The sequence below is a fragment of the Rhodopseudomonas sp. BR0G17 genome (assembly GCF_010907025.1).
In the GTDB taxonomy this organism is placed as follows: Bacteria; Pseudomonadota; Alphaproteobacteria; order Rhizobiales; family Xanthobacteraceae; genus Rhodopseudomonas; species Rhodopseudomonas palustris_H.
In genome coordinates this window covers 67,749-89,245 of record NZ_QUML01000022.1, presented here as the reverse complement: position 1 = coordinate 89,245, position 21,497 = coordinate 67,749, and the positions used below count along the sequence as shown (strand labels likewise).

Annotated in this window: 23 protein-coding genes; 12 read left to right on the top strand and 11 right to left on the bottom strand. The window is 65.5% G+C overall.

What is annotated here, in order from left to right; translation table 11 throughout:
* The first annotated feature begins 130 nt into the window (after positions 1–130).
* From DY467_RS17175 to DY467_RS17160, 4 genes are all read left to right on the top strand, one after another.
* Entirely contained in the window at positions 131–913 is a 783-nt protein-coding gene (locus tag DY467_RS17175) for a thiazole synthase (RefSeq protein WP_164637721.1), read from the top strand.
* Positions 900–1,508 carry a thiamine phosphate synthase gene (locus tag DY467_RS17170; protein ID WP_164637719.1) on the top strand — a complete coding sequence of 203 codons (609 nt, stop codon included), beginning with the start codon at positions 900–902 and terminating at the stop codon, positions 1,506–1,508. Before DY467_RS17175 ends, DY467_RS17170 begins: the two co-directional genes overlap by 14 nt.
* 232 nt (positions 1,509–1,740) lie before the next feature.
* Complete coding sequence (gene thiC / locus DY467_RS17165) at positions 1,741–3,666, top strand: phosphomethylpyrimidine synthase ThiC (RefSeq protein ID WP_164637717.1); 1,926 nt, start codon at positions 1,741–1,743, stop codon at positions 3,664–3,666.
* Positions 3,667–3,871: 205 nt separating this feature from the next.
* Positions 3,872–4,480 (top strand): hypothetical protein, encoded by a 609-nt coding sequence (locus DY467_RS17160; protein WP_164637715.1) that lies wholly within the window; start codon positions 3,872–3,874, stop codon positions 4,478–4,480.
* A 129-nt stretch (positions 4,481–4,609) separates the two neighbouring features.
* Here the strand turns inward: DY467_RS17160 and DY467_RS17155 are convergent, their stop codons facing one another.
* The 5 genes from DY467_RS17155 to DY467_RS17135 all read right to left on the bottom strand — a co-directional run bounded on the left by DY467_RS17155 (position 4,610) and on the right by DY467_RS17135 (position 7,587).
* Positions 4,610–4,843 (bottom strand): DUF6429 family protein, encoded by a 234-nt coding sequence (locus DY467_RS17155; protein WP_164637713.1) that lies wholly within the window; start codon positions 4,841–4,843, stop codon positions 4,610–4,612.
* A 151-nt stretch (positions 4,844–4,994) separates the two neighbouring features.
* Positions 4,995–5,393: an ester cyclase gene (locus tag DY467_RS17150; RefSeq protein ID WP_164637711.1), complete on the bottom strand. Its 399-nt coding sequence runs from the start codon at positions 5,391–5,393 to the stop codon at positions 4,995–4,997.
* Between the two features lie 245 nt (positions 5,394–5,638).
* A complete protein-coding gene (locus tag DY467_RS17145; RefSeq protein ID WP_164637709.1) occupies positions 5,639–6,151 on the bottom strand; it encodes a hypothetical protein in 513 nt (170 codons plus the stop codon).
* Positions 6,152–6,458: 307 nt separating this feature from the next.
* Positions 6,459–6,923 (bottom strand): hypothetical protein, encoded by a 465-nt coding sequence (locus DY467_RS17140; RefSeq protein ID WP_164637707.1) that lies wholly within the window; start codon positions 6,921–6,923, stop codon positions 6,459–6,461.
* Between the two features lies 1 nt (position 6,924).
* On the bottom strand, positions 6,925–7,587 hold the full coding sequence (locus DY467_RS17135; RefSeq protein ID WP_164637705.1) for a hypothetical protein: 663 nt from the start codon (positions 7,585–7,587) through the stop codon (positions 6,925–6,927).
* A 580-nt stretch (positions 7,588–8,167) separates the two neighbouring features.
* Here DY467_RS17135 and DY467_RS17130 point away from each other — a divergent pair.
* Together DY467_RS17130 and DY467_RS17125 are read left to right on the top strand one after the other, a co-directional pair.
* Positions 8,168–8,452: a hypothetical protein gene (locus DY467_RS17130; RefSeq protein WP_164637703.1), complete on the top strand. Its 285-nt coding sequence runs from the start codon at positions 8,168–8,170 to the stop codon at positions 8,450–8,452.
* A 171-nt stretch (positions 8,453–8,623) separates the two neighbouring features.
* Positions 8,624–8,812 carry a hypothetical protein gene (locus tag DY467_RS17125; protein ID WP_164637701.1) on the top strand — a complete coding sequence of 63 codons (189 nt, stop codon included), beginning with the start codon at positions 8,624–8,626 and terminating at the stop codon, positions 8,810–8,812.
* Between the two features lie 17 nt (positions 8,813–8,829).
* Here DY467_RS17125 and DY467_RS17120 read toward each other — a convergent pair whose 3' ends face one another.
* Entirely contained in the window at positions 8,830–10,122 is a 1,293-nt protein-coding gene (locus DY467_RS17120; RefSeq protein WP_164637698.1) for a flavin-dependent oxidoreductase, read from the bottom strand.
* A gap of 282 nt (positions 10,123–10,404) precedes the next feature.
* Between DY467_RS17120 and DY467_RS17115 the strand changes: the two genes are divergently transcribed.
* Positions 10,405–10,959 carry a hypothetical protein gene (locus tag DY467_RS17115; protein WP_164637696.1) on the top strand — a complete coding sequence of 185 codons (555 nt, stop codon included), beginning with the start codon at positions 10,405–10,407 and terminating at the stop codon, positions 10,957–10,959.
* On the opposite strand, the gene DY467_RS17110 is transcribed toward DY467_RS17115, so the two are convergent.
* Positions 10,952–11,380, bottom strand: coding sequence for a hypothetical protein (locus tag DY467_RS17110; protein ID WP_164637694.1), 429 nt, complete (start codon positions 11,378–11,380; stop codon positions 10,952–10,954). The two genes, DY467_RS17115 and DY467_RS17110, sit on opposite strands and share 8 nt — an antisense overlap.
* A gap of 193 nt (positions 11,381–11,573) precedes the next feature.
* Between DY467_RS17110 and DY467_RS17105 the strand changes: the two genes are divergently transcribed.
* The gene (locus DY467_RS17105; protein ID WP_164637692.1) at positions 11,574–12,524 is read left to right on the top strand and encodes a YiiG family protein; all 951 of its coding nucleotides are present in this window, start codon (positions 11,574–11,576) and stop codon (positions 12,522–12,524) included.
* Positions 12,525–12,665: 141 nt separating this feature from the next.
* Here the strand turns inward: DY467_RS17105 and DY467_RS17100 are convergent, their stop codons facing one another.
* Positions 12,666–13,442 (bottom strand): hypothetical protein, encoded by a 777-nt coding sequence (locus DY467_RS17100; protein ID WP_164637690.1) that lies wholly within the window; start codon positions 13,440–13,442, stop codon positions 12,666–12,668.
* Between the two features lie 146 nt (positions 13,443–13,588).
* Here DY467_RS17100 and DY467_RS17095 point away from each other — a divergent pair, with 146 nt between their 5' ends.
* Positions 13,589–14,668 carry a zinc ribbon domain-containing protein gene (locus tag DY467_RS17095; protein WP_107345357.1) on the top strand — a complete coding sequence of 360 codons (1,080 nt, stop codon included), beginning with the start codon at positions 13,589–13,591 and terminating at the stop codon, positions 14,666–14,668.
* Between the two features lie 183 nt (positions 14,669–14,851).
* The gene (locus DY467_RS17090; RefSeq protein ID WP_502706447.1) at positions 14,852–15,427 is read left to right on the top strand and encodes a collagen-like protein; all 576 of its coding nucleotides are present in this window, start codon (positions 14,852–14,854) and stop codon (positions 15,425–15,427) included.
* Positions 15,428–15,470: 43 nt separating this feature from the next.
* Here the strand turns inward: DY467_RS17090 and DY467_RS17085 are convergent, their stop codons facing one another.
* Positions 15,471–15,737 carry a DUF2277 domain-containing protein gene (locus DY467_RS17085; protein WP_164637688.1) on the bottom strand — a complete coding sequence of 89 codons (267 nt, stop codon included), beginning with the start codon at positions 15,735–15,737 and terminating at the stop codon, positions 15,471–15,473.
* A gap of 154 nt (positions 15,738–15,891) precedes the next feature.
* On the opposite strand from DY467_RS17085, the gene DY467_RS17080 reads away from it, so the two are divergent.
* Complete coding sequence (locus DY467_RS17080; RefSeq protein ID WP_164637686.1) at positions 15,892–16,521, top strand: SOUL family heme-binding protein; 630 nt, start codon at positions 15,892–15,894, stop codon at positions 16,519–16,521.
* A 17-nt stretch (positions 16,522–16,538) separates the two neighbouring features.
* On the opposite strand, the gene DY467_RS17075 is transcribed toward DY467_RS17080, so the two are convergent.
* On the bottom strand, positions 16,539–17,744 hold the full coding sequence (locus DY467_RS17075) for a DUF1501 domain-containing protein (RefSeq protein WP_164637683.1): 1,206 nt from the start codon (positions 17,742–17,744) through the stop codon (positions 16,539–16,541).
* On the bottom strand, positions 17,731–19,311 hold the full coding sequence (locus tag DY467_RS17070; protein WP_164637681.1) for a DUF1800 domain-containing protein: 1,581 nt from the start codon (positions 19,309–19,311) through the stop codon (positions 17,731–17,733). Before DY467_RS17070 ends, DY467_RS17075 begins: the two co-directional genes overlap by 14 nt.
* A gap of 352 nt (positions 19,312–19,663) precedes the next feature.
* Here DY467_RS17070 and DY467_RS17065 point away from each other — a divergent pair, with 352 nt between their 5' ends.
* Positions 19,664–21,367, top strand: a complete 1,704-nt coding sequence (locus tag DY467_RS17065) for a methyl-accepting chemotaxis protein (protein WP_107345363.1) — start codon at positions 19,664–19,666, stop codon at positions 21,365–21,367.
* Positions 21,368–21,497: the final 130 nt, after the last annotated feature.

Here is a 21,497-nt window from a genome sequence, read left to right as displayed (position 1 = left end):
TCGCCACCCCACCCCGCTCGCTGCGCGAGCGACCCTCCCCCTCCAGGGGAGGGTGAATCCTCGCGTCGCCCTCACCCCGGCCCTCTCCCGCAAGCGGGAGAGGGAGCAGGCTGTGCTCGGAGCTGACAACATGGTGAAATTCTACGACCGCGAATTCGGCTCCCGGCTGCTGATCGGCAGCGCGCTGTATCCGTCGCCGGCGATCATGCAGGACTCGATCCGCGAGTCCGGTGCCGAGATCGTCACGGTGTCGCTGCGGCGCGAGACAGCGGGCGGCAAGGCCGGCGATCAGTTCTGGTCGCTGATCCGCGAACTCGGCGTCACCGTGTTGCCGAACACCGCCGGCTGTCGCGGCGTGCGCGACGCGGTGACCACCGCCAAGCTGGCGCGCGAATTGTTCGGCACGAACTGGATCAAGCTCGAAGTCATCGCCGACAACGACACGCTGCAGCCGGATGTCGTCGGCCTGGTCGAAGCCGCTTCGATCCTGATCAAGGATGGCTTCGAGGTGTTTCCCTATTGCACCGAGGATCTGTCGGTCGCGCTGCGGCTGGTCGATGCCGGCTGCCGGGTGATCATGCCGTGGGCGGCGCCGATCGGCAGCGCGCGCGGCATCACCAATCGCGATGCGCTGAAGCTGCTGCGCGACCGCCTGCCCGATATCACGCTGGTGGTCGATGCCGGCCTCGGCGCGCCGAGCCACGCCGCCGAAGCGATGGAGCTCGGCTACGACGCCGTGCTGCTCAACACCGCGATCGCCAAGGCCGAAGACCCGGTGGCGATGGCGCGCGGCTTCAAGCTCGCGGTCGAGGCCGGCCGCACCGGATTCGAAGCGGGGCTGATGGGCGCCCGCGATTTCGCTTCGCCCTCCACCCCTGTGATCGGGACACCGTTCTGGCATGCCGTATCCTGACCGTTTCTATCCCGTCGTCGACAGCATCGCGTGGGTCAAACGCCTCGCCACGCTCGGCGTCGGCACCGTGCAGCTCCGCGCCAAGGACCTCGACGACGGCGCCGCACTGCAGCTCGTCACCGACGCGCTCGCGGCGGTGAAGGACACCAGCGTCAAGCTGATCATCAACGATTACTGGCGCGCCGCGATCGTCGCCGGCGCCCAGCATCTGCATCTCGGCCAGGAAGACCTCGCCGAGGCGGACCTCGCCGAGATCCGCAGCGCCGGGCTGACGCTCGGCCTCTCCACCCACGACGACGCCGAACTCGAAACCGCGCTCGCCGCCGAGCCGGACTACATCGCGCTCGGCCCGATCTTCCCGACCACGCTGAAATCGATGCGGTTTGCCCCGCAGGGCATTCCGAAGATCACCGAATGGAAGAAGCGCGTCGGCAACATCCCGCTGGTCGCGATCGGCGGCATCAAGCTGGAGCAGGCCGAAGAAATCTTCGCCGCCGGCGCCGACTCGATCGCGGTGGTCAGCGATGTGACGCAAAACCCCGATCCAGACGCCCGCGTCCGCGCCTGGCTCGACTTCGTCGCCGAGAAGGCGTGATGACGAACGCGACCGCTGCGACGCGCGGCACCCTCACCCCAGCCCTCTCCCGCAAGCGGGAGAGGGAGCAGGCCGTGCGTGAGGCGCCGCCGCGACCCAGCCGATGACTCCCCCTCTCCCGCTTGCGGGAGAGGGTCGGGGTGAGGGCGACACGCAACGTGCCCTCGCCACTCCGACCGACAACACGACCGAACAAAGCGGCCCGAATAACAACCGATAACAGGAGGATGGCATGAATATCCGCTCCAATCCCGAGACCACCCGCGCCGCCGTGACCACCGGCGCCCTGCCCTCCTCCAAGAAGATCTACGCCACGCCGGTAAGCGCGCCGGATCTGCGCGTGCCGCTGCGCGAGATCATCCTGAGCGAAGGTGCCGGCGAGCCGAACCTGCCGGTGTACGACACGAGTGGCCCCTACACCGATCCGAGCGTGGTGATCGACGTCAACAAGGGCCTGCCGCGGCCGCGCACCGAATGGGTCAAGGAGCGCGGCGGCGTCGAACAGTATGAAGGTCGCGACATCAAGCCGGAAGACAACGGCAATGTCGGCGCCGCCCATGCCGCCAAGACCTTCACCGCGCATCACCAGCCGCTGCGCGGGCTCAGTGATGCGCCGATCACGCAATATGAATTCGCCCGCCGCGGCATCATCACCAAGGAGATGATCTACGTCGCCGAGCGCGAGAACCTGGGCCGCAAGCAGCAGCTCGAGCGCGCCGAAGCGGCGCTCGCCGACGGTGAATCGTTCGGCGCCGCGGTGCCGGCGTTCATCACCCCGGAATTCGTCCGCGACGAAATCGCCCGCGGCCGCGCGATCATCCCGGCCAACATCAACCACGGCGAACTCGAGCCGATGATCATCGGCCGCAACTTCCTCACCAAGATCAACGCCAATATCGGCAACTCGGCGGTGACCTCGTCGGTCGAGGAGGAAGTCGACAAGATGGTGTGGGCGATCCGCTGGGGCGCCGACACCGTGATGGACCTCTCGACCGGGCGCAACATCCACACCACCCGCGAATGGATCCTGCGCAACTCGCCGGTGCCGATCGGCACCGTGCCGATCTATCAGGCGCTGGAGAAGTGCGAAGGCGATCCGGTCAAGCTGACCTGGGAGCTGTACAAGGACACGCTGATCGAGCAGGCCGAACAGGGCGTCGATTACTTCACCATCCACGCCGGCGTGCGGCTGCAATACATCCACCTCACCGCCAGCCGCGTCACCGGCATCGTGTCGCGCGGCGGCTCGATCATGGCGAAGTGGTGCCTGGCGCATCACAAGGAGAGCTTCCTCTACACGCATTTCGACGAGATCTGCGACCTGATGCGCAAGTACGACGTGTCGTTCTCACTCGGCGACGGCCTGCGGCCGGGCTCGATCGCGGACGCCAACGACCGCGCCCAGTTCGCCGAACTGGAGACGCTCGGCGAGCTCACCAAGATCGCCTGGGACAAGGGCTGCCAGGTGATGATCGAAGGCCCCGGCCACGTGCCGATGCACAAGATCAAGATCAACATGGACAAGCAGCTCAAGGAGTGCGGCGAGGCGCCGTTCTACACCCTCGGGCCGCTGACCACCGACATCGCGCCGGGCTATGATCACATCACCAGCGGCATCGGCGCCGCGATGATCGGCTGGTTCGGCTGCGCGATGCTGTGCTACGTCACGCCGAAGGAGCATCTCGGCCTGCCCGACCGCAACGACGTCAAGACCGGCGTGATCACCTACAAGATCGCCGCCCACGCGGCTGATCTGGCCAAGGGCCACCCCGCCGCGCAGCTCCGCGACGACGCGCTGTCCCGCGCCCGGTTCGAATTCCGCTGGCAGGATCAGTTCAACCTCGGCCTCGATCCGGATACGGCGCAAGCCTTCCACGACGAGACCCTGCCGAAGGACGCCCACAAGGTCGCGCATTTCTGCTCGATGTGCGGCCCGAAATTCTGCTCGATGAAGATCACGCAGGACGTCCGCGACTACGCCGCGGGATTGGGCGACAACGAGAAAGCCGCCCTCTACCCGGTCGGCCACGCCGGCATGACCATCTCCGGCACCATCGAAGACGGCATGGCCCAGATGAGCGCCAAGTTCAAAGAGATGGGAAGCAGCGTGTATCTCGACGCGGACAAGGTGAAAGAGAGCAACAAAGCGCTGTCGTAAGGCAGCGCGCGCTCCCCAAGCACAACGTCATGCCCAGGCTCGACCCGGGCATCCATCGGAAAAGAAGCGGCCGGGCGAAAGCCCGGCCGATTTTACTTGCCAACGATGGAGGTTCGATCGAGCTTAGCGGAAGCGATTGCTGTGAAAGCCGATGCGACGCGCACGACCCGAACGCCTCCGACCTCGCATTGTCGACAGACTTGGAATGGCGCTATCGGTATGGCGGCAAGTTGATGGCGTTTTGATCGGAGGCTGGAGTCGAAACTCCGAATTATTCGATGAAGCAGAGCGAGCGCTGAATCTGATCAAGAAGCATAGTCCGCTGGATCATGCTCGGATCGTCAGAGAACTCGACCGCATCTGGGTAAACCTGTCATTCCATGGCCTCGCCGAATACGTGCACTCGCTCAAAGCGTGCGTGCTCGATGAACGCTTCTTGGCTGACCCTGTCACGACGACCGAGCAAATCGCATCGACTATCGTGCATGAAGCAACTCATGCAAGGATCGAGCGCTACGGAATTGCATATGAGGAAGATCGACGCGCACGAATTGAAGCCATCTGCTTCAGACGAGAGCTGGCATTCATTGCGCGACTGCCGGATCAAGACAAACTACGCGACGAAATCGAGAAGACCCTCAGTTGGTACGCGAACTCCGATGAATTCAGCGATTGCCGACTCGAGGCGCGGTACGTGTCGGGCGGCGTCGAAGCACTGGCCCACCTCGGCATGCCTAACTGGCTTATTCGCGCCGTCATCTTTGGCCGTGAATTCACGGTCAGGGTGAAGAAGCTCGTACGTAGGACCGAATAGGAAGCGCGCGGGCTGGACAGCCCGTAGGGCGGATTAGCGAAGCGTAATCCGCCACCACACGGACGCAAGCCCAGCCGCCTCCCGGCGGGTTACGCCTTCGGCTAACCCGCCCTACGCTCACAACCTGCGTTACGCGCCCTTCTTCGCAAACATCGTCTCGAACAACTCTTTGGCACGCCGAAGGCCTTCGTCGGTGAATACGACCGACTGCACCTTGCCGGCCGGGTTTTCGATCAGGCCCTTGTCGTGCAGCCGGTCCAGCGTATTCCAGTCGTGGCCTTTCCAGGCGCGGGTGCCGTCATGCAATGTCAGATACAGCAGTGCCAGCGTCGCATCGTCAATCTTGCCGGTGTCGAATTCCATCCTCGATCTCCCAGCCGGTTGAGCGGATTAGCGTAGCGTAATCCACCGTTCCTTCGACACAAGCCCAACTGCCGCGCGGCGGGTTACGCCTTCGGCTAACCCGCCCTACGGTCGCACACCGGTGTTACGTGCCCTTCCGCGCCCTCCAGCTCTACGGCCTGGATGGGAGCTGCGCTGCGACGGCGGCTTTGTCGATGATCGACCAGACTTCCACGATGCGGCGGTCGGAAAACGCGTAGAACACGTTTTCGGCGAAGCGGATTCGTCTGCCATTGACGGCAAGGCCGAACAGCTCACCCGATGGGGTGCAGTCGAACCACAGCCGGCTCGCGACCCGCGGCGGTTCGGACACCAGCCATTGGATGTCGAAATGAAGGTCGGGGATCGCGCGAAAATCCAGCTGCAGCAGATCGCGATAGCCCGTCAGCCCGACCCGCTCGCCGTTGTAGGACACATCCTCGCCGACGAATTGGTCGAGCTTCGGCCAATCCTGCCGGTTCAGGCAGGCGATGTAACCGCGGTAGATCTCGGAGAGTTCGGCGGGGGTCATCGGATCATCCTATTTGAACATGGCGGATGACGCTTCGCTCAGTCGCGCGACGCCATCCGTATGATGATCCCGCAAAGCCGAAGCAGTTCCACCTCCACACCGATTTGCCCTGCAACTCATGATCTACTGGGATCACGCAGCCGTAGGGCGGATTAGCGTAGCGTACCCCCCATTGCGCCAAGGCACCCGTCACGTTGGCCCGGTGGATTACGCCTTCGGCTAACCTGCCCTACGATTGGGCGCAGCTACTTCACCGCCGCCCGCATCGCTTTCCAGTCGAAGCCTTTCGCCGTCGCCAGCGCTTCGTCTTCGCCGAGGCCCTTGAACGACAGCGATAGCGCGGCGGCGGGGCCGAGCGCGATCAGGATGGTGCCGGACTTGTCGCTGGCCTGGAACGTCCGCGTCACCTTGAAACCGTCGATGGTGGTGGTCGTGGCCGGGCCGTGGCTGGCCTCGGTCTTCATCCCGGTGCCGCCGGCCGCCAGCCGGCTTTGTGCCGGCGCGCCGGCGAGCAGCTGGACGCTGACATGGATCTCGCCGCGCTCATAGCCGCGCTGCGCCACGACGATGCGGCTGCCGCCGTCCTGCATCGCCAGGCCGCCGAGCTTGCCGGCTTTCCAGCCCGGCAGCTCGACCAGCAGCGGCGCGTACGGCTCCAGCCCGTCCCCGGCGCGCGCCTGCGACGGCGGCGCCAACGCCGCCGCGGCGAGCGCGGGCAACGCGACAGCCAAACCAGCAAGACGACGACGCGCGATCATGGCAACCTCCAGTGCAGAACAACAGGGGCAACCTACCAAGGCCGCCGAGCGCAGCATTGATCTGAGCGCACGATCGCCGAAGGTCGCAGGGCCTCGCGTGGATGGCCCAAGCGCGCCGGATCGGGCGCAGGCCGCATCGACACGACGCCCTCCCCCAACCGCAGCGTTCGCAGCGCTCAAGCCGTCCGACGAGCTATCCGCTCCGCGCTGATATCGGTTCGCCTGAGGGGACCGGATCGGCAAAGCCGCGTCTGCGAGCTGCGTGCCCCTCGCCAACCGCCGCTCGCGAGATCCTCGCCCTCGCCTGTCACGGCTTTCGAAAGCCTTCAAGCGCCCGCCGAACGGCTTCCTCGATCAACGCCCGGCTCTTCTCCAGCTCAGCGGCAACCTCGGCGGCGCGGGCCGGCGAGATCAGCTTGCCCTCCGCGCAATCGAGCACGAGGCCGGCCGTCGCCTCGGCGTAGGCGGCTGCGGCGAGATAGGCGGACACTCCAGCGTCGATGTCGCCGCCCCAGCGAAACGCGAGCGCGTATCGCCAGTACCGCTCGAACGTCACCTTCGGCGTCTCGGACATCAGGACCTTCGCGTCCCAATGATCGCACTCGAACGCCGACGGCCGATCGCGAAGCACGACGGGCAACGCGCCGTGGCTGCTTGCAAACGGGGTCGCGGCCGACAGCCGTAGCGGGAAACCCTTTGCGTCGATGACACTCTGCCAGTCCGCCATCGAGTTCAGCTTCTGGTCCGACAGCACGTAGATTTCCATCGACATGTCAAATCCCTCGGGTAATCGGGCGCGCCCGCAAACGCGACCTGAAAATGCTTAGAACAATCTGCTTTCGCGAGATTCCTCGGACGACATTCAGTTCGAAGACGGGCGTGTCCGGCGCGGCCCGCGTCTTCGCCCGAAGTTCGTCCGCTCGGGCCCGCGATATCGTCTGGGCACCGGTTTTGACATCATAGATCGCGATAATATCCCCTTGCACATTACGGAGCGTTGCATCGGTTCTGATCGTTCCGGCGAGCCCGTAGTAGGGATCAACGGTGTCGAGACTGAAACTCCGTTCGATGTCTCCCACGCCTGGAAGCCCCTGGAGCCTTAACGCTACCCCGAACGCAATGTGGACGGCGGTGCCGTACAACGCAGGCGACATTTTCGGTAAGTATTCCAACGCCCCCATGACGCGAGCGAGCGTATCACTCAGCGCCACCGATGTTTCATCAATCTCCGCGATGCCAGTGAAGAATCCGGTCGAGGTCGACACCTCGACACCACTCTCGAGCGTCCATCTGCCAAGTTCGTTACGAGGCTGCTCCTCTCTGAAGCCGGCTTTGATCGTGGAACGGGAAAGCCGCCGTTCTCTCAGTTCGACTCTGATCGCCGCAAGTTCGGCTCTCCACCGCGACAGATTCCATTGTTCGAATAACAACGACATTGCTCATCAGCTCCGCGCTTCGTCAAATTCATCATATCTGCATTTTTTCCTATCGCAACATTCTTTGGATTTTATTCCTGACACAAAGTGATTTGCCTGCGTCCCGTCAGCGAACCTCGCGGTGCTAAGCGTCGTCGTGCAGGACGGATCGTTTCGCCAACCCAACCCGCAAAGTGATCGCTCGCGAGACTGACATCGAGCAGCGAAGTTAGATGCGGCGATCGCGCCAGCGACACGGTCACTGCCCGGCTGGATGGAGCGCCGCGAAATCCGAGACGCAGCCTTGCAATGTCTCGGTCTTTCGGATCGGCGTTCTCACTCCGCCGCAGGTGCGGTGGTTATGGACTCCGGGCTCGTGCAGAGCCTGTCATCGGGCCGGCCGAAGCGTGGCGCGCCCTCGTGCCGAACGACGCTCCATCATACCGGCATGTGCAACAAACGGTGCATTCGTCATCATTGTCGAACGCACCGCTGGCGCGATTTCGGCGCACACTCAGCTTCAGATTGTGCCCGATCAATGCTGCGCGCCGGCAGGCGCCTAAGCTCGGCGACGAACTAACAACCTGAAGGAACGTTGGTCATGCCCGCATCCGACGTACAGACCTTGCATGGTTTTCTGTTCGCCAAGCTCGCCGCGATCGGCTCAAAGAGCGAAACGCCGATCTACTATCTGCAGCATTTCGACGACAGCGAGCAGCGCATCGCGATCGATGCCCGTCCGTTCAACGACGAGCCGAAGCTGCGGCCCTATCTCGCCACCAAGGTGACGGTCACCGGCACGCAGGGGCCGGAGTACTTCCACGTCGCCTCGATCAGCCGCTGCGCGTCGGACACTCACGGCTGCGGCATCAACTGGGGCGGCTAAGCCGGCGGCGGCGGCACGGCGCGCACGCGAACCGAAGACTACGGCAGCGATGCGCGCCGCTGCGGCCCCGGACGGACGGCGTTAACGATCGCTTAACGATACCAAAACGCTGACGCGAACCAGACAATTGTCGTCGCGATTAGTATCGCATCACAGCAATGGAGAGATGCGATGAGCGAAGCGACGTTGATACTTCCGAACATGCGCGGCGGCTGCGCCACCGCCAATGGCAAGGTGCACACGCTGTTTCAGATCAACAGCCGCGTCCGCCGTCCAATGGCGCGGCCGACGGCTGTGACCTCATCACCGCCTGCGGCAAATGACGATCACGCGACGGATGATCGCGCCCGCGAAGGCTGAGTCCGTCGCGCCGCAGCTTACGCTGCGGCCGGCTCCTTCACCCGCGCGCCGGGCTGAATCGTCGGCGGCGCGGCGTTGAGGTGATCGATCGCGAAACCGGCGGCGGCCTTGTAGCCGGCCATGAAGGCGGCGCGCTCGGCCGGCGGGATCACGTCGTCGATGTTGTCGAAGGTGCCGCCGCAGCGCTCGTCGACCAAGTTGAGCAGGCCGAACGGGCCGGCGCCGCGATTGCGCAGGATCAGCTGCGAGATCGGGCCGCACAGCTTGGCGTCGAACGCCGCCAGCGCGGCTTCGGTGGCGCCATGCGCGACCATCGCGGCGCCGAGTTCGCGCGCGTCGACGATCGCCTGGGTGCCGCCGTTCGAGCCGGTCGGATACATCGCGTGCGCGGCGTCGCCGATCAACACCACCGGGCCGTCGCGCCAGGTCTCGACCGGATCGCGGTCGATCATCGGATTCTCGTAGGCGGAGTCGGCCTCGCGGATCATCGCCGGCACGTCGAGCCAGTCCCACACCCAGCCGTCGAAATGATGCGCGAACTCGGAGGTCGGCACCTGCCGGAACCAGCCCTGCTGCTTCCAGCCTTCGGCATTGTCGAGCGTGACCTCGGCGATCCAGTTCAGCATCGACAGTCCGGTCGCCGGATCCGGATGCGAGATCGGATAGATCACCACGCGGTGGCGATGCGTACCAAGGCCGATGAACGAAGCGCCGCTGCGGGTCGGCTTGCCCCAAGTCGTGCCGCGCCACATCACCGCGCCGCCCCAATGGATCGGCGGCTGGTTCGGATGCATCTGCGCCCGCACCGCGGAGTGAATGCCGTCGGCGCCGACCAGCAGCGCGCCGGTCACTTCCGAGCTGCCGCCATCGGCATGCTCCAGCGTCGCCGTGACGCCATCCGCTGTCTTGCGATAGGAGGTGACGCGGCGGCCGAGCTGGACGGCGTCGGCGCCGAGCCGCTCGACCACGCGCGCGTGCAGCAGCATGTGGAAGCGGCCGCGATGCACCGCATATTGCGGCCAGCGATAGCCGGCGGCCTTGCCGCGCGGCTCCGCATAGATGTCGTTGCCGTTGAGTCCGACCAGCGCCCATTCCTTCGCCGGAAGGCCTACGCCGTCGAGATCGGCTTCGGTGATGCCGAGGTCGAGCAGTTCGCGCACCGCGTTCGGCTGCAGATTGATGCCGACGCCGAGGGGGCGCATCTCGCGCGCCGCCTCATAGACCACGCAAGGCACGCCGATCTGATGCAGCGTCAACGCCGCCGCAAGCCCGCCAATGCCGCCGCCGGCGATGATGACTCTGTCGCTCATGAGAAGGACGTCCTACCCGCTTGTGATTGCGACTTGCTGTAGCCAGCAACGCCCGGCGAGGCAAGCAAGGGCGGCCGACAGGGTGCGGGCTCGGCGCGACCGGTATTCGGCTTTCGCCGCGACGATGCCGCTTGACGAAATCGAACATATCAGGACCATTCTGCAATCAGAAATTGCGGAGCGATCGGCCGGGTTGCGGTGGGAGGCGTCGATGCGGTGTGGTTTCCTGGCCTTCAGCGCAGCGGATCGCCGCCCTGCCCGCCCCCGACAGGATGCCCGGTCGTGATTAGTCCGGAGGAAGGCGTCGCCACCACCCCGGACGCGCTCCAGGTCAGCCCGGAAGCCGATCACGTCACAGGCCGCTGCGATTGCTGCGGCCGGATCAGCCGCCGTGTCTCGGGCACGATCTCGACGGAGGGCGCCGCGGTCGCGGCCTATCAGGTGTGGTGGACGGTCGGCCATATCGCCGAACACGGCGCAGAGATCGACCTGATCTGCGGGCGCTGGGGCGACGGCGCCAGCCCGTCCGACCGCTTCGTCGTGCGCCTGCATCACTTCATCGCCGCGACCGGACCGTGGGTGATGGTTCAGGATGCCAGCCTCGCCGACGGTCTCGACCGGCTGGCGGCGCGCGCACTGCGGCGCGACGACATCATCGGCACGCCGCGCGCCGCGGAGGCCTTCGCGTTGTACGACGCGATCGCGCTGCAGGATGCGCGGCTCGCCGAGCTGTTCGACGCGCCGGCGCCTTGCGGGCACTGCGGCGCGCAGACCGAGCGCCGCAAGCTGGCGTCGCGGCGCGGTTGTTCAGGAGCGCGCCGTGGCCGGACTATTTGAACCCGATTGCCAGGCCCGACAGATCGAGATCGGCGATCAGGCCGACCTGCGAGCCGCTCAGTTCCAGCACCGCGCCCTTCTCGTTGCGCAGCACGATGGCGCGGGCACCGACACCCACCGCCGCGCCGGCCCCGACCGCGCCGTAGACGCCGGCGACGTCGCGCGGCGAGCGGATGTTGCTGACGCGCCCGGCGAGCTGCGCCTTCGAGCCGCCGAACACCAGGCCGTAGGACAGGCCGCCGATCGACAACGGATAGCGCTTGCCGTGGAAGTTCAACGTGCCCGAGCCGCCGGACCCGCCGATCACCCAGCCGCCTTTGTAGATCGTCAGCGTGATCCGTCCTTCGTCCGCCTGGGCGGGCGCGCCCAGTGCAAAGAGGCCGATCAGCACGGCAATCACGGTCCCCAGCAATCCACGCATCCCGCTCTCCTTTATCGCTCGCCCCTTACGGGCATCATCATTCCCGTCTAGCACTACCATCGCGATTCGGGCGCCATGACGGTGAAACCACCACGGCGGCGACACCGGACCTGCAGCTTGTGCTGAACCGGTGCATCGCTCGCGGCGACAACGAACCGCGACGCTGTACCGATACAACAATAAGGAGAATCGAATGGTTGCCACCCGCCGATCCGCTGTCAGACTGCTCGTCGGCAGTCTGATGTGTCTTGTCGTCGTGGCACCCGCACTCGCGGCCGAAACTCCGAACTCGTCGGACGCTCTCACCGAAAAGCTCAATGCCTATATCGGCTGCCTCAATCGGCTGTCGGCGCGCGCATTCGATTCCCGCGCGCGCTACTTCTCCTGGGCCGCCAAGACCGGCCCGACCGGCAAGGAACGGATCGTCTACGGCACCTACACGATCTACGACACCAAGGACTGCCGCGCCGCCGTCGAGAAGGCCAACGCGATCGAGCCGCACGAACCCGAGCTCGAAGCCGCGGCCTCTGCCTATGCGGACGCGGTCGGCAAGCTCGAGCCGCTGCTGAAGGAAACCGACGACTACTACACGCAGGAGAACTACAAGGACGACAAGATGGCGAAAGGCAAAGCCCTGCATCCCCGTCTGGTCGCCGCCTGGGATGCGTTCGCGGACGCCGACCGCAAGTTGCGCGGCGGCGTCGAGGTCATCAAGGACCGTCAGTCAGCCGAGAAGCTGGCGGCAATCGAACGCAGCGAAGGCCGCAAGGCGCGCTACCAGATCGAAGCCACCATGATCGACGCCAAGCGCGTGATCCGCGCGGCCGAGGCCGACAAGCCCGATCTGGCGGCGCTGACAGCGGCCATCGACGCTTATGGCAAGACCGTCGCGGCGAACGAGGCTTTCACCGAGGGCGAGCGAAACGCCAAGATCGGCTCGATGTTCATGTCGAACGCCAAGTCGTTTCTCGTCACCGCCAAGCAATTGATGCGCCGCCAGCGCGACAAGACGCCGTATTCGAGCGGCGAGAAGATGATGCTGAGCAACGCCGGCTCGGGATGGATGGTGGAAGGCTCGCCGCCGCGCCTGCTGCGCGACTACAATCAGCTGGTCGACTCCTACAATCGCGGCGCAGGCTTCTGAGAGGCCGACCACGGCTCGGTCGGTCGATCGGATTTCCTCGACGGTACGGCGCGGGCCGAACTGAATCGGTGAAGCGCCGCGCCGCATGCGATCGGCGTTTATGTGATGGATGCGGCCGCGCCGCATCCATCATCGGCACGCTCAGCGATGTCCGGCGCGGCTGCGCCCCGCCGCCGCGAGCGAGATGTAGCAGCCGCCCTGCATGCCGAGCTGGAAGCCGCCGCTATCCGGTATGAACAGATACTCCTGGCAGCGCCCGCCTGCGATCGGAATCCGGTAGTCGTACACGATCTGACCGGTGTTGATCGTGCGGTACACCACGACGCTGGTGGCCCGCGCGGCCGGCATGCCGTACTTGGCTTTGACCTGCTGCAAGCCGGCCTGCAGGTCGTAGGTGATGGCATGGTTCGAGAACTGCGCGACGCCGATCCATGTCGGGATCACGCGCTGTCCGAGGTTCTGCAGGCTGCCGTTGAAGTGGACGATCAGATTGTCGGGCGATCCGCTCCACTGACCGTTGATCAGATAGAAATCGTCGAACAGGTTGACGTTGGCTTGCGGCTCCTTCGTCGAACTTTGCGCCGCGAGATTCAGAACGAACTGGCTCTGAGACAGAGGTTCGAGATTGGCCGTTCTGAAGAAGATCGTGAGAGCAGGATAAGGAAGAAGGACTTCCGCTTGCGCACGCGCGGGCGAAACTGCCGCCAGCAGAACTGCGAAGACCCCGAACACACCGAACACCAGAGCTTTACGCATGGTTGTTCTCCATGTGCCGTTGCAGATGCACGGCGGCGGATCATAGTTGAGATTCAACTCAACACAACCAATGCGGGAATACCGATGAAGCCTCCAAGGCAGGCTTTCCAGTCTTGGATGATGCGCGACGCCAGCGATCCGCGAGGCAGCGATAAGCTTCATGCAACTCACATGCAGCGCCGCTCACCTGATACCGACCATGGTCGAGGCCGGTTCGATGGGTAAAACCCTGCCATTTTACGGGGTCCGGCTTCCGGCGCGGCGGAATTGACGATAGGTTGAGGCAATAGGTTTCCGAGGATTAGGCGGTGCTGCGCAAAGCTTTCATGAAAGTGTTTTCGGCCCATCCGGTCGAGACGATTGCCGCCTGCACCGGTCTGTTCATGATCGTGCTCGGTTTCGCGCTCGGCACCCAATCGGGCTGGATCTGGTTCTGGGGTCAGGTGTCGGCGATCTGCGGCGCCAGCCTCGCGACCCTTGCCGTGGTGTGGACGCTGCGCCAGCGCGCCGCCGAAGCGCGGATGGCCGCCAACCTCAACGTGCTGGCGCGCCAGCTCGAGACTTCGATCAGCCAGATCCACAAATCGGTGAAGGGCGGCCGCGACGAGTCGATTCCCGCCGCCGTGTATTTGGCGCAGATCGAGCAGTGCATCGACAATCTGATCGGTGTCACCCACGAGCTCGGCGAGATCACCGGCCGGCAATTGCCGTTCGACGTGATCGAGATGCTGACCGCACGCGATACGCTGCAGATCGAGGCGCGGATCACCGACGGCCGCACCCCGGAGCGCAAGCTGGTCACCGAGACCGAGAACTGCCCGGCCTGCAAAAAGCAGGTCGAATTCCAGGTCGGCAGCCTGCCCGGCGACAGCGCCAAGCCGACCTGCCCGCATTGCGGCCAGCGCTTCCACGCCCACCGCTCGACCAGCGGCAACATCTTCCTACGGATGCCGGGCGCCTCGCAGTTCACCCGCGCGGTGTCGGTGAATTGCCCGGTATGCGCCAGCAAAATTCCGGCGAATATCGATCAGGGCAAGCAACATTCGGAGACGCGCTACTGCTTCTCCTGCGGCGCCAAGGTCTCGATCGATCCGCTCGGCCAGCAATGCACCCTGCTCAGCAAGCAGGATCGCCTGCCCGGCCATGTCAACGGCGCAGGCACGCTGGTGTGCGAGAAGTGCAACGAGCCGGTCATCACGCTGACCTCGAACAGCGCCGGCACCTACGGCATCTGCCGCAAGGACGACGGTCTGGTGTTCTCGTCTGCGGCCGGCCCCGCCTCGCACGCTGCCCCCGCTTCGGCGCAATCAGCATCGCCGGCTCCGGCGGCAGCGGCCCCGAAGGCTGCGCCGAGCGACAGCGTGGCGCGGAGCGACGCCGCCGAGTAGCGCTGTTTCGCTGCGTGCGACACACGTTCGTGCGAAGCACCGCTGCACCGCCGCGGAATTGAAGCCGTCACGCAAGCTCTGGTAAAGTCACGCCGTCAGGAATCGTTTGGGGGCGTTGCGTGGCTGAAGCTGAATCCACCCGCCGCGGACGTCCGGGGCCGCAGGGCCCGCGCGGACGTCCCGGTGAACCGGGCCGACCAGGACCACAAGGACATCCGGGCCGTCCCGGCCCCAAAGGGCCCCCGCGGCAAGCAAGGCCCGGTCGGCAAACCCGGCCCGCAGGGCAAGGCTGGTCCGCAAGGTAAACCCGGCGTCGCCGGCAAGCCGGGCCCCGATGGCAAGCCCGGTCCGATCGGCCCGCAAGGCAAGCCCGGCCCCCAAGGTCCCCGTGGTGAACAAGGCGCGCGCGGCGAGCAAGGTCCTCGTGGCGAGCAAGGCCCGCAAGGTCCACGCGGCGAACAGGGCCCGCGCGGCGAGCCCGGCCCCGCCGGTGCGCTCCCCTCGATCGAGCAGGTGATGCCCTGGCTGCACCTGATCTTCGACGCCTACGAAGACTACAAGGCGCAGCGCGCCCGCGAAGCCCGCGAGCTCGAAGAGCGTCTTGCCGCCGAAGCTCTCGAGCAGGCGGCGCGCGAAGCTGCCGAGCGTGAAGTCGCTGCCGCGATCGAAGCAGCGAATGCCGAGGCCGAGATCGCGCTCGACGACGAGGCCCATGCCGAGGGCGGCAAGAAAAAGAAGAAGCGCAAGCACAAGGACTGATCGCGCCACAGCGTGATCCGTCTCGTTCGATGAGCCCGCGCGGTCAGCCGAACCGCGCGCGCGATCGTTCCCTCGCCTTCGCCGCCTCGACCTCGCGGTCGCGCGGCGCGGCCTGGGTCTGTAGCGATATCAGCAGCGTGCGGGCCACGTCGGTGATCTCGCTCACCGCGCGATCGAACGCGGCGGCGTTGGCCTGGGACGGCGCATTGAACCCCGACAGCTTGCGGACGAACTGCAGCGCGGCGGCGCGAACTTCGTCGTCGGTTGCCGGCGGTTCGAAGTTGAACAGCGTCTTGATGTTCCGGCACATGCAGCGGCACCTTTCGGCTTCGACAGACCGCCGATGGTAATCGCATCCACCCGCGATACAACACGGAACCGCGCGACATAAAACCTTGCCGATGGCCGTGCGATGATTAGCTGACGTCAGGGAGCGCAACACAGCGCGGCGCGGAGACGGCAGCATGGCTTCGGCGATCTGGTACTACACGGTTCTGGTCGCCGAATCCGTCCTCGGCATCGTCGGGCTGCGGCTGTACGAGGAGCCGGCCTACACCGTGCTCGACCGGCCGAGCGACACAATCGAGATCAGGCGATACGCGCCGAGAGTCGCTGCCGAGGTCGATCTCGAACGCCGCGGCAATGCCAACGGCCAAGCCTTCACGCTGCTGTTCAACTACATCGCCGGCGCCAATCTCGGCGGCTCGGGCGCGTCCGAACGCGTGGCCATGACGGTGCCCGTCGACGTCGCACGGCCGGAGAAGATCGCGATGACCGCGCCAGTCGAAACCGCGACGCAGGACCGCATGACGCGGATGCGTTTCTTCCTGCCGGCCGCCTTCTCGGCCGAGACTGCGCCGAAGCCCGATGACGCGCGGGTGCAGATCGTCACCGTACCGGAGCAGACCATCGCGACGCTACGCTTCTCCGGCACCGGGCGCGACCTGCGCGAGCGCGAGCAGCAACTGATCGCCGCGCTCACCAAGACGCAATGGCAGCCGGTCGGCGCGCCCTACGGCCTATTCTACGATGCGCCGTTCACGCTTCCCTTCGTCCGCCGCAATGAAGCGGCGGTGGAAGTCGCGAAGCGCTGATCAAACGAACCCGCTAGTCAGACGAGACCAAGATCGGCCGGACGCACGCCGGCGAAGACCCGTTGCAGCGCCGCGGCATCCAGCCCGTACATGCGCTGCACCAGACCGGCGAACAGCGCGCGATAATCGGTCAGCACCGGATAATCGCGGTTCTCGAACAGCGACGGCTGCGCCACCTTGATCTGCTCGCCGGCGATGCGGCCGCCATTGAGCCCGCCGCCGAGCACCCAGTACACGCTGCCATGGCCATGATCCGTGCCGCGATCGCCGTTCTCGCGGAAGGTGCGGCCGAATTCCGAAATCACCACCACCACGCTGTCGCGCCAAGCCGCAGGCCCGATCTCCTCGCGGAAACCGGCGAGCGCCCGGCCGAGCTCGCCGAGCCGATCGGCGAGATAACCGGTCGCCGCACCTTGATTGACGTGGGTGTCCCAGCCGCCGACATCGACGAAGCCGAGGTTGAACTGCTCGCGCATCAGCCGGCCGATCCGGCGCGCCGACAGCTCGAAGCCGCGCGGCGACACCGCGCCGCGATTAGCTTCTGTCATCTCGTCGGCGATCGACTTCACCACCTCGTCGCGCACCCGAAAACCTTCGGCCACCGCGGACGCGAGCTTGGTCTTGGCGTACATCTGCTTGATCAGCTCGGCCTGGCGGTCATCGACGCCGGGCTTACCGACATTGCCGAGTGCGATATTCGGAATCTCCGCCTGCCCGCGAAAGATCAGCGGCAGCTGTTCGGTGAAGGCGATCGGCTTCACCCGCGTCAATTCAGCCGCAAGCCGGCTCATGAAGCCGGAGCGATAGTCACGCGAGCCTTTGGTCGATTGCCCGAGTTCGATCGTGTCCTGGGTCTCGAAGTGACTCCGGGTGGTGTCGTCGCTGGTGCCGGCGAATGGCACGAACGCGATCTCGCGGCTCGTCCATAGCGGCGCCAGGCTGTCGCGCAACGCCGGATGCAGTCCCCAATCGGCATCGAGCGCGACCGCCGAGTTCGGATTGCCGACGTCCGGCTTGGCGATCGCAAGGTTCGGCCGGGACTCGTAGTAGAAGCTGCTCGATACCGGTACGAGCACGTTGGCTGCGTCGTAAGCGCCGCGCAGGAACACGACCAGCAGCTTGGCATCGGTGGCCGGCGCAGCCCAGACACGGCCGGCGATCGTGGTGGTCAGTGCGGCCGGAGCGAGGGCCGCGACGGCTTTCAGCAGATCACGACGGTTCATGCGGAGCCTCCGCGCGTTGACGAACCATGAATTCGGGCGAGGACAGAAACAGCGTGTTCCAATCCTGTGGCGAGATTGCCTGATCGAGCGCGCCGCGCGTGGTCGAACTCAGCGTCCGGCTGAGCCCGCCGAAATACAGCGCGTTCTGCAGCAGCGGAAACGCCGGGCGATCCTTGGCGTCGGCCTGCTCCGGCTTGAACAATCCCGCCGAGCCGGAACCAATCTGCCGTGCGATCTCGAACCGCAGCATCATCTGGCCCGGGCCATTCCAGGCGCTCGCTGTCAGCGGATAGCCGTCCGGGGTCTGGCGCTGATACAGCCCTTCGCCGAGCCGGCCGAGCCAGCGCTGGATCGGCACGGTGTTGAGCACGACCTTGTCGTCATAAGCGAGCCGCACTGCCGAGTACACATAGCCGACCGGATCCTTGAAGCGTTCCGCGGTCTTCAGCGACGCATCGAATTCAGGCGCAGCGATCATCGCGGCCAGCACCTGGGCGATATCGCCGTCGGAGGCGATGAAGGCTTTCGCCATCTTGTCGATCAGCGATTGCGGTGGCTCGTCCGACACGAAGTAGGTCGCGAGCTTGCGCGACACATGCTGCGCGGTCGCCGGATTGTGCACGATCAGGTCAAGCGCCTCGTCGACTTCGGCAAAGCCGCTGCCGCGGATGGTGTGGCCGAGGAAGGTCTTGTCGGAGTAATCATGGCGCGCCGGGTTGAACTCGAACGCGCCGTCGCGGACCAGCTGCGGAGCCAGCGCGGGCTTCAGCTTCGGGTCCTCGGGCTTCAAGTCGATGCCGACGCCGGTCAGGATCTTGGCCAGCGACTCCACATCGGCCTGGGTGTAGCCGCTGCCGACTCCCATGGTGTGCAGCTCCATGATCTCCCGGGCGTAGTTCTCATTGAGATGGCCATTGGCATTGCCGGCATTGTCGAGATAGCGCAGCATTGCCGGGTGCCGCAGCGTCGCGCGTAACAGATCGCCGAACTTGCCGAGCGCATGGGCGCGGATCGCCCGGTCCTCATAGTCGCCGACCAGCAGGCGAAGCTCGGCCTTGCTCTGGTGGACGTTGAAATGGTTCAGCCAGAACCAGGTCATCCGCTCGCGGAGCTGATCGGGGGCATAGAGCGCGCGCAGGATCGACCGGCTCGCCGCCTGCTTGGCGCGGTCGTTGAGCGCCTGCTGGTACGCCTGCTTCGCAGTCTTGCGCGCCTCCGGGTCGGTGAGTTGATCGGCATCCTTGCCCTGCGCCTGAAACGCGTTGATTGCCGCCGGTGTCAGGCCGGCCGCATCAGGCATCGCCTCGATCTGCGCGACGATCGGCTGCGGCAGCGCACTGTCCGCCGCAGGGTGCAGTTGCTGATCCACCCAGCGCGCCGCGCCGAGCTTCTGGAATTGCGCGACGCTGGAGCCGTTGATGCCCCAGGTCAGCCGATCGATCAGCGCCAGATCGTGGGGTGAGATCTCAGCAGCCTGAGCCGCCGCGCCGGTGATGATGGCGGCGATGCCGATCACCAGGATTGCCGATCCTCGTGCGTTCCACCGTCCGGCCGTGTTGGTTCGCATCGCCGCATCCCGCTTGATCGTGTGGTGCCGGGATGATGCGCGCCGGGCTGCTGAACCGCCGCTGAATACATGGTGGCGACAGCGTGGCTTCGTCGGCGGCCAGGCGCACGGTGGCCGAGCACCCGCGGACGACATCCGGACAACTACGTAAGGCATCTCAGCACACGACTTGCGTCGTATCTGCCTGATTACAGGTAACTATTTGCCGCGCGGGGTAATTCCAGAACCCCAGTGTTAACCGTGGTTTCACGAGGTGAGGCGTAGTGCTGCCGGCGATGCGCCCGAGGCGCACCTGACGATTTCAGCGCGGCCCAAAAGAAGGCGAACCGCCCCCAACGCGAAGGTTCTCGACATGAGACTGAACAGTATCGGAATGAAGCTCGGCCTCGCGAGCTTGACCAGTATCGCGCTGTCGCTCGGTATGGCGGCCAATCAGTTGACCACTGAGCGGTCGATCAACGCCGTCAACGCTCGCGCCGATGCGCAGCAGATGGTCGCCGATCACGGTCTCGAAGCCAACGTCGCACTGCGCCGGATGCAGCTTGCCGCAGCCGAGCTCCGCCTCGCCTCAACGCCGGCGCAGGTCGACAGCGCCCTCACCGGGCTGCACGACGCGCGGGAAACGATCGATCGTGGGATCAGCACCGCGGTGGCACAGATCGCAGACGGCGCCGACAAGGAACGCCTGCGTTCGATCGGCGCGCTGACGACGCAATACGATGGCGCGATGACCGAAGTCGGCAAGCTGGCCAAATCCGGCCAGTCAGGCGGCGCCAGCGATGCCGACAAGGCCAAGCGCGATCAGCTCATCAGCCAGGCCCACTCGGTCGCGACGCAGGCGCTCGGTCTGATGGGCGAAGCGGTGGAGCGCGCCGAGAAGGCCGCCAAGGCGACCAAGACCCAGGCCGCGGACGAGTTGTCCAGCGCCAACCGGATCAACTTCGCCCTCGGCATGGTGGTGATGATCTCGCTGGTAATCTCGATGGTGTTCACCTTCTTCGGCATCTCGCGGCCGCTGATGCGGCTGAACGGGGCGTTGGACAAGATGGCCGGCGGCCAGCTCGACGTCGAAATCCCCGGCGCCGCGCGCGGCGACGAGATCGGCGACATGGCCAAGACCGTGGTGGTGATCCGCGAGAATGCCGATCATCGCGCCCGCGAGGAAGCCGAGCAGAAGGCGCATCAGGACGAAGTGGCGGCACAGCAGCGCAAGCAGGAAATGCAGAAGCTCGCCGATGCCTTCGAGGGCGCGGTCGGCCGTATCGTCGAAGCGGTGTCGAGCGCATCGACCGAACTGGAGGCTTCCGCCAGCAAGATGGCGCACACCGCCGAGGAGGCCGAGAAGCTCACCGCCGCCGTCGCCGGCGCCTCGGAGATCGCCACCAGCAATGTGCAGTCGGTCGCCTCGGCCACCGAGGAAATGGCATCCTCGATCCACGAGATCAGCCGCCAGGTGCAGGACTCCTCGCGGATCGCCAGTTCGGCCGTGCAGCAGGCCAACAAGACCAACGACCGTATCAATCAGCTCGCCACTGCGGCGCAGCGGATCGGCGACGTGGTCGACCTGATCAACACCATCGCCGGCCAGACCAACCTGCTGGCGCTCAACGCCACGATCGAAGCGGCACGCGCCGGTGAAGCCGGCCGCGGCTTCGCGGTGGTCGCGGCGGAAGTGAAGGCGCTCGCCGAGCAGACCGCGAAGGCGACTGACGAAATCAGCCAGCAGATTTCCGGCATGCAGGCTGCGACCGAAGAGTCGGTGTCGGCGATCAAGGAGATCGGCACCACGATCGGCCAGATGTCGGAAATCTCGTCCGCGATCGCCTCGGCGGTCGAGCAGCAGGGCTCGGCGACCCAGGAGATCTCGCGCAACGTCCAGCAGGCCGCCCAGGGCACGATGCAGGTCAGCGCCAACATCGCCGACGTCGAGCGCGGCGCGGCCGAGACCGGGATGTCGTCGTCGCAGGTGCTGGCGGCGGCGCGGTCGCTGTCGACCGACAGCGCGCAGCTCAAGACCGAAGTGGCGCGCTTCCTCAGCTCGGTGCGCGCGGCGTAACACCGCCTCACCCTCACCTAAGGCGAAGGCCCGGCTTCACCCGAAGCCGGGCCTTCGCATTTCGACCGTACGCGTCGCGCTTGCATTACGCACGTCTAAGTTGCAGACTAAAACTGCGGCCGGGGGAGGT

What these genes read in the sequence shown, in the direction of transcription:
- DY467_RS17175 (WP_164637721.1), top strand. Translation starts at nt 131, where the DNA reads ATGGTGAAATTCTACGACCGCGAATTCGGCTCCCGGCTGCTGATCGGC.
- DY467_RS17170 (WP_164637719.1), top strand. Translation starts at nt 900, where the DNA reads ATGCCGTATCCTGACCGTTTCTATCCCGTCGTCGACAGCATCGCGTGG.
- thiC (WP_164637717.1), top strand. Translation starts at nt 1,741, where the DNA reads ATGAATATCCGCTCCAATCCCGAGACCACCCGCGCCGCCGTGACCACC.
- DY467_RS17160 (WP_164637715.1), top strand. Translation starts at nt 3,872, where the DNA reads ATGGCGCTATCGGTATGGCGGCAAGTTGATGGCGTTTTGATCGGAGGC.
- DY467_RS17155 (WP_164637713.1), bottom strand. Translation starts at nt 4,843, where the DNA reads ATGGAATTCGACACCGGCAAGATTGACGATGCGACGCTGGCACTGCTG.
- DY467_RS17150 (WP_164637711.1), bottom strand. Translation starts at nt 5,393, where the DNA reads ATGACCCCCGCCGAACTCTCCGAGATCTACCGCGGTTACATCGCCTGC.
- DY467_RS17145 (WP_164637709.1), bottom strand. Translation starts at nt 6,151, where the DNA reads ATGATCGCGCGTCGTCGTCTTGCTGGTTTGGCTGTCGCGTTGCCCGCG.
- DY467_RS17140 (WP_164637707.1), bottom strand. Translation starts at nt 6,923, where the DNA reads ATGTCGATGGAAATCTACGTGCTGTCGGACCAGAAGCTGAACTCGATG.
- DY467_RS17135 (WP_164637705.1), bottom strand. Translation starts at nt 7,587, where the DNA reads ATGTCGTTGTTATTCGAACAATGGAATCTGTCGCGGTGGAGAGCCGAA.
- DY467_RS17130 (WP_164637703.1), top strand. Translation starts at nt 8,168, where the DNA reads ATGCCCGCATCCGACGTACAGACCTTGCATGGTTTTCTGTTCGCCAAG.
- DY467_RS17125 (WP_164637701.1), top strand. Translation starts at nt 8,624, where the DNA reads ATGAGCGAAGCGACGTTGATACTTCCGAACATGCGCGGCGGCTGCGCC.
- DY467_RS17120 (WP_164637698.1), bottom strand. Translation starts at nt 10,122, where the DNA reads ATGAGCGACAGAGTCATCATCGCCGGCGGCGGCATTGGCGGGCTTGCG.
- DY467_RS17110 (WP_164637694.1), bottom strand. Translation starts at nt 11,380, where the DNA reads ATGCGTGGATTGCTGGGGACCGTGATTGCCGTGCTGATCGGCCTCTTT.
- DY467_RS17105 (WP_164637692.1), top strand. Translation starts at nt 11,574, where the DNA reads ATGGTTGCCACCCGCCGATCCGCTGTCAGACTGCTCGTCGGCAGTCTG.
- DY467_RS17100 (WP_164637690.1), bottom strand. Translation starts at nt 13,442, where the DNA reads ATGAAGCTTATCGCTGCCTCGCGGATCGCTGGCGTCGCGCATCATCCA.
- DY467_RS17085 (WP_164637688.1), bottom strand. Translation starts at nt 15,737, where the DNA reads ATGTGCCGGAACATCAAGACGCTGTTCAACTTCGAACCGCCGGCAACC.
- DY467_RS17080 (WP_164637686.1), top strand. Translation starts at nt 15,892, where the DNA reads ATGGCTTCGGCGATCTGGTACTACACGGTTCTGGTCGCCGAATCCGTC.
- DY467_RS17075 (WP_164637683.1), bottom strand. Translation starts at nt 17,744, where the DNA reads ATGAACCGTCGTGATCTGCTGAAAGCCGTCGCGGCCCTCGCTCCGGCC.
- DY467_RS17070 (WP_164637681.1), bottom strand. Translation starts at nt 19,311, where the DNA reads ATGCGAACCAACACGGCCGGACGGTGGAACGCACGAGGATCGGCAATC.
- DY467_RS17065 (WP_107345363.1), top strand. Translation starts at nt 19,664, where the DNA reads ATGAGACTGAACAGTATCGGAATGAAGCTCGGCCTCGCGAGCTTGACC.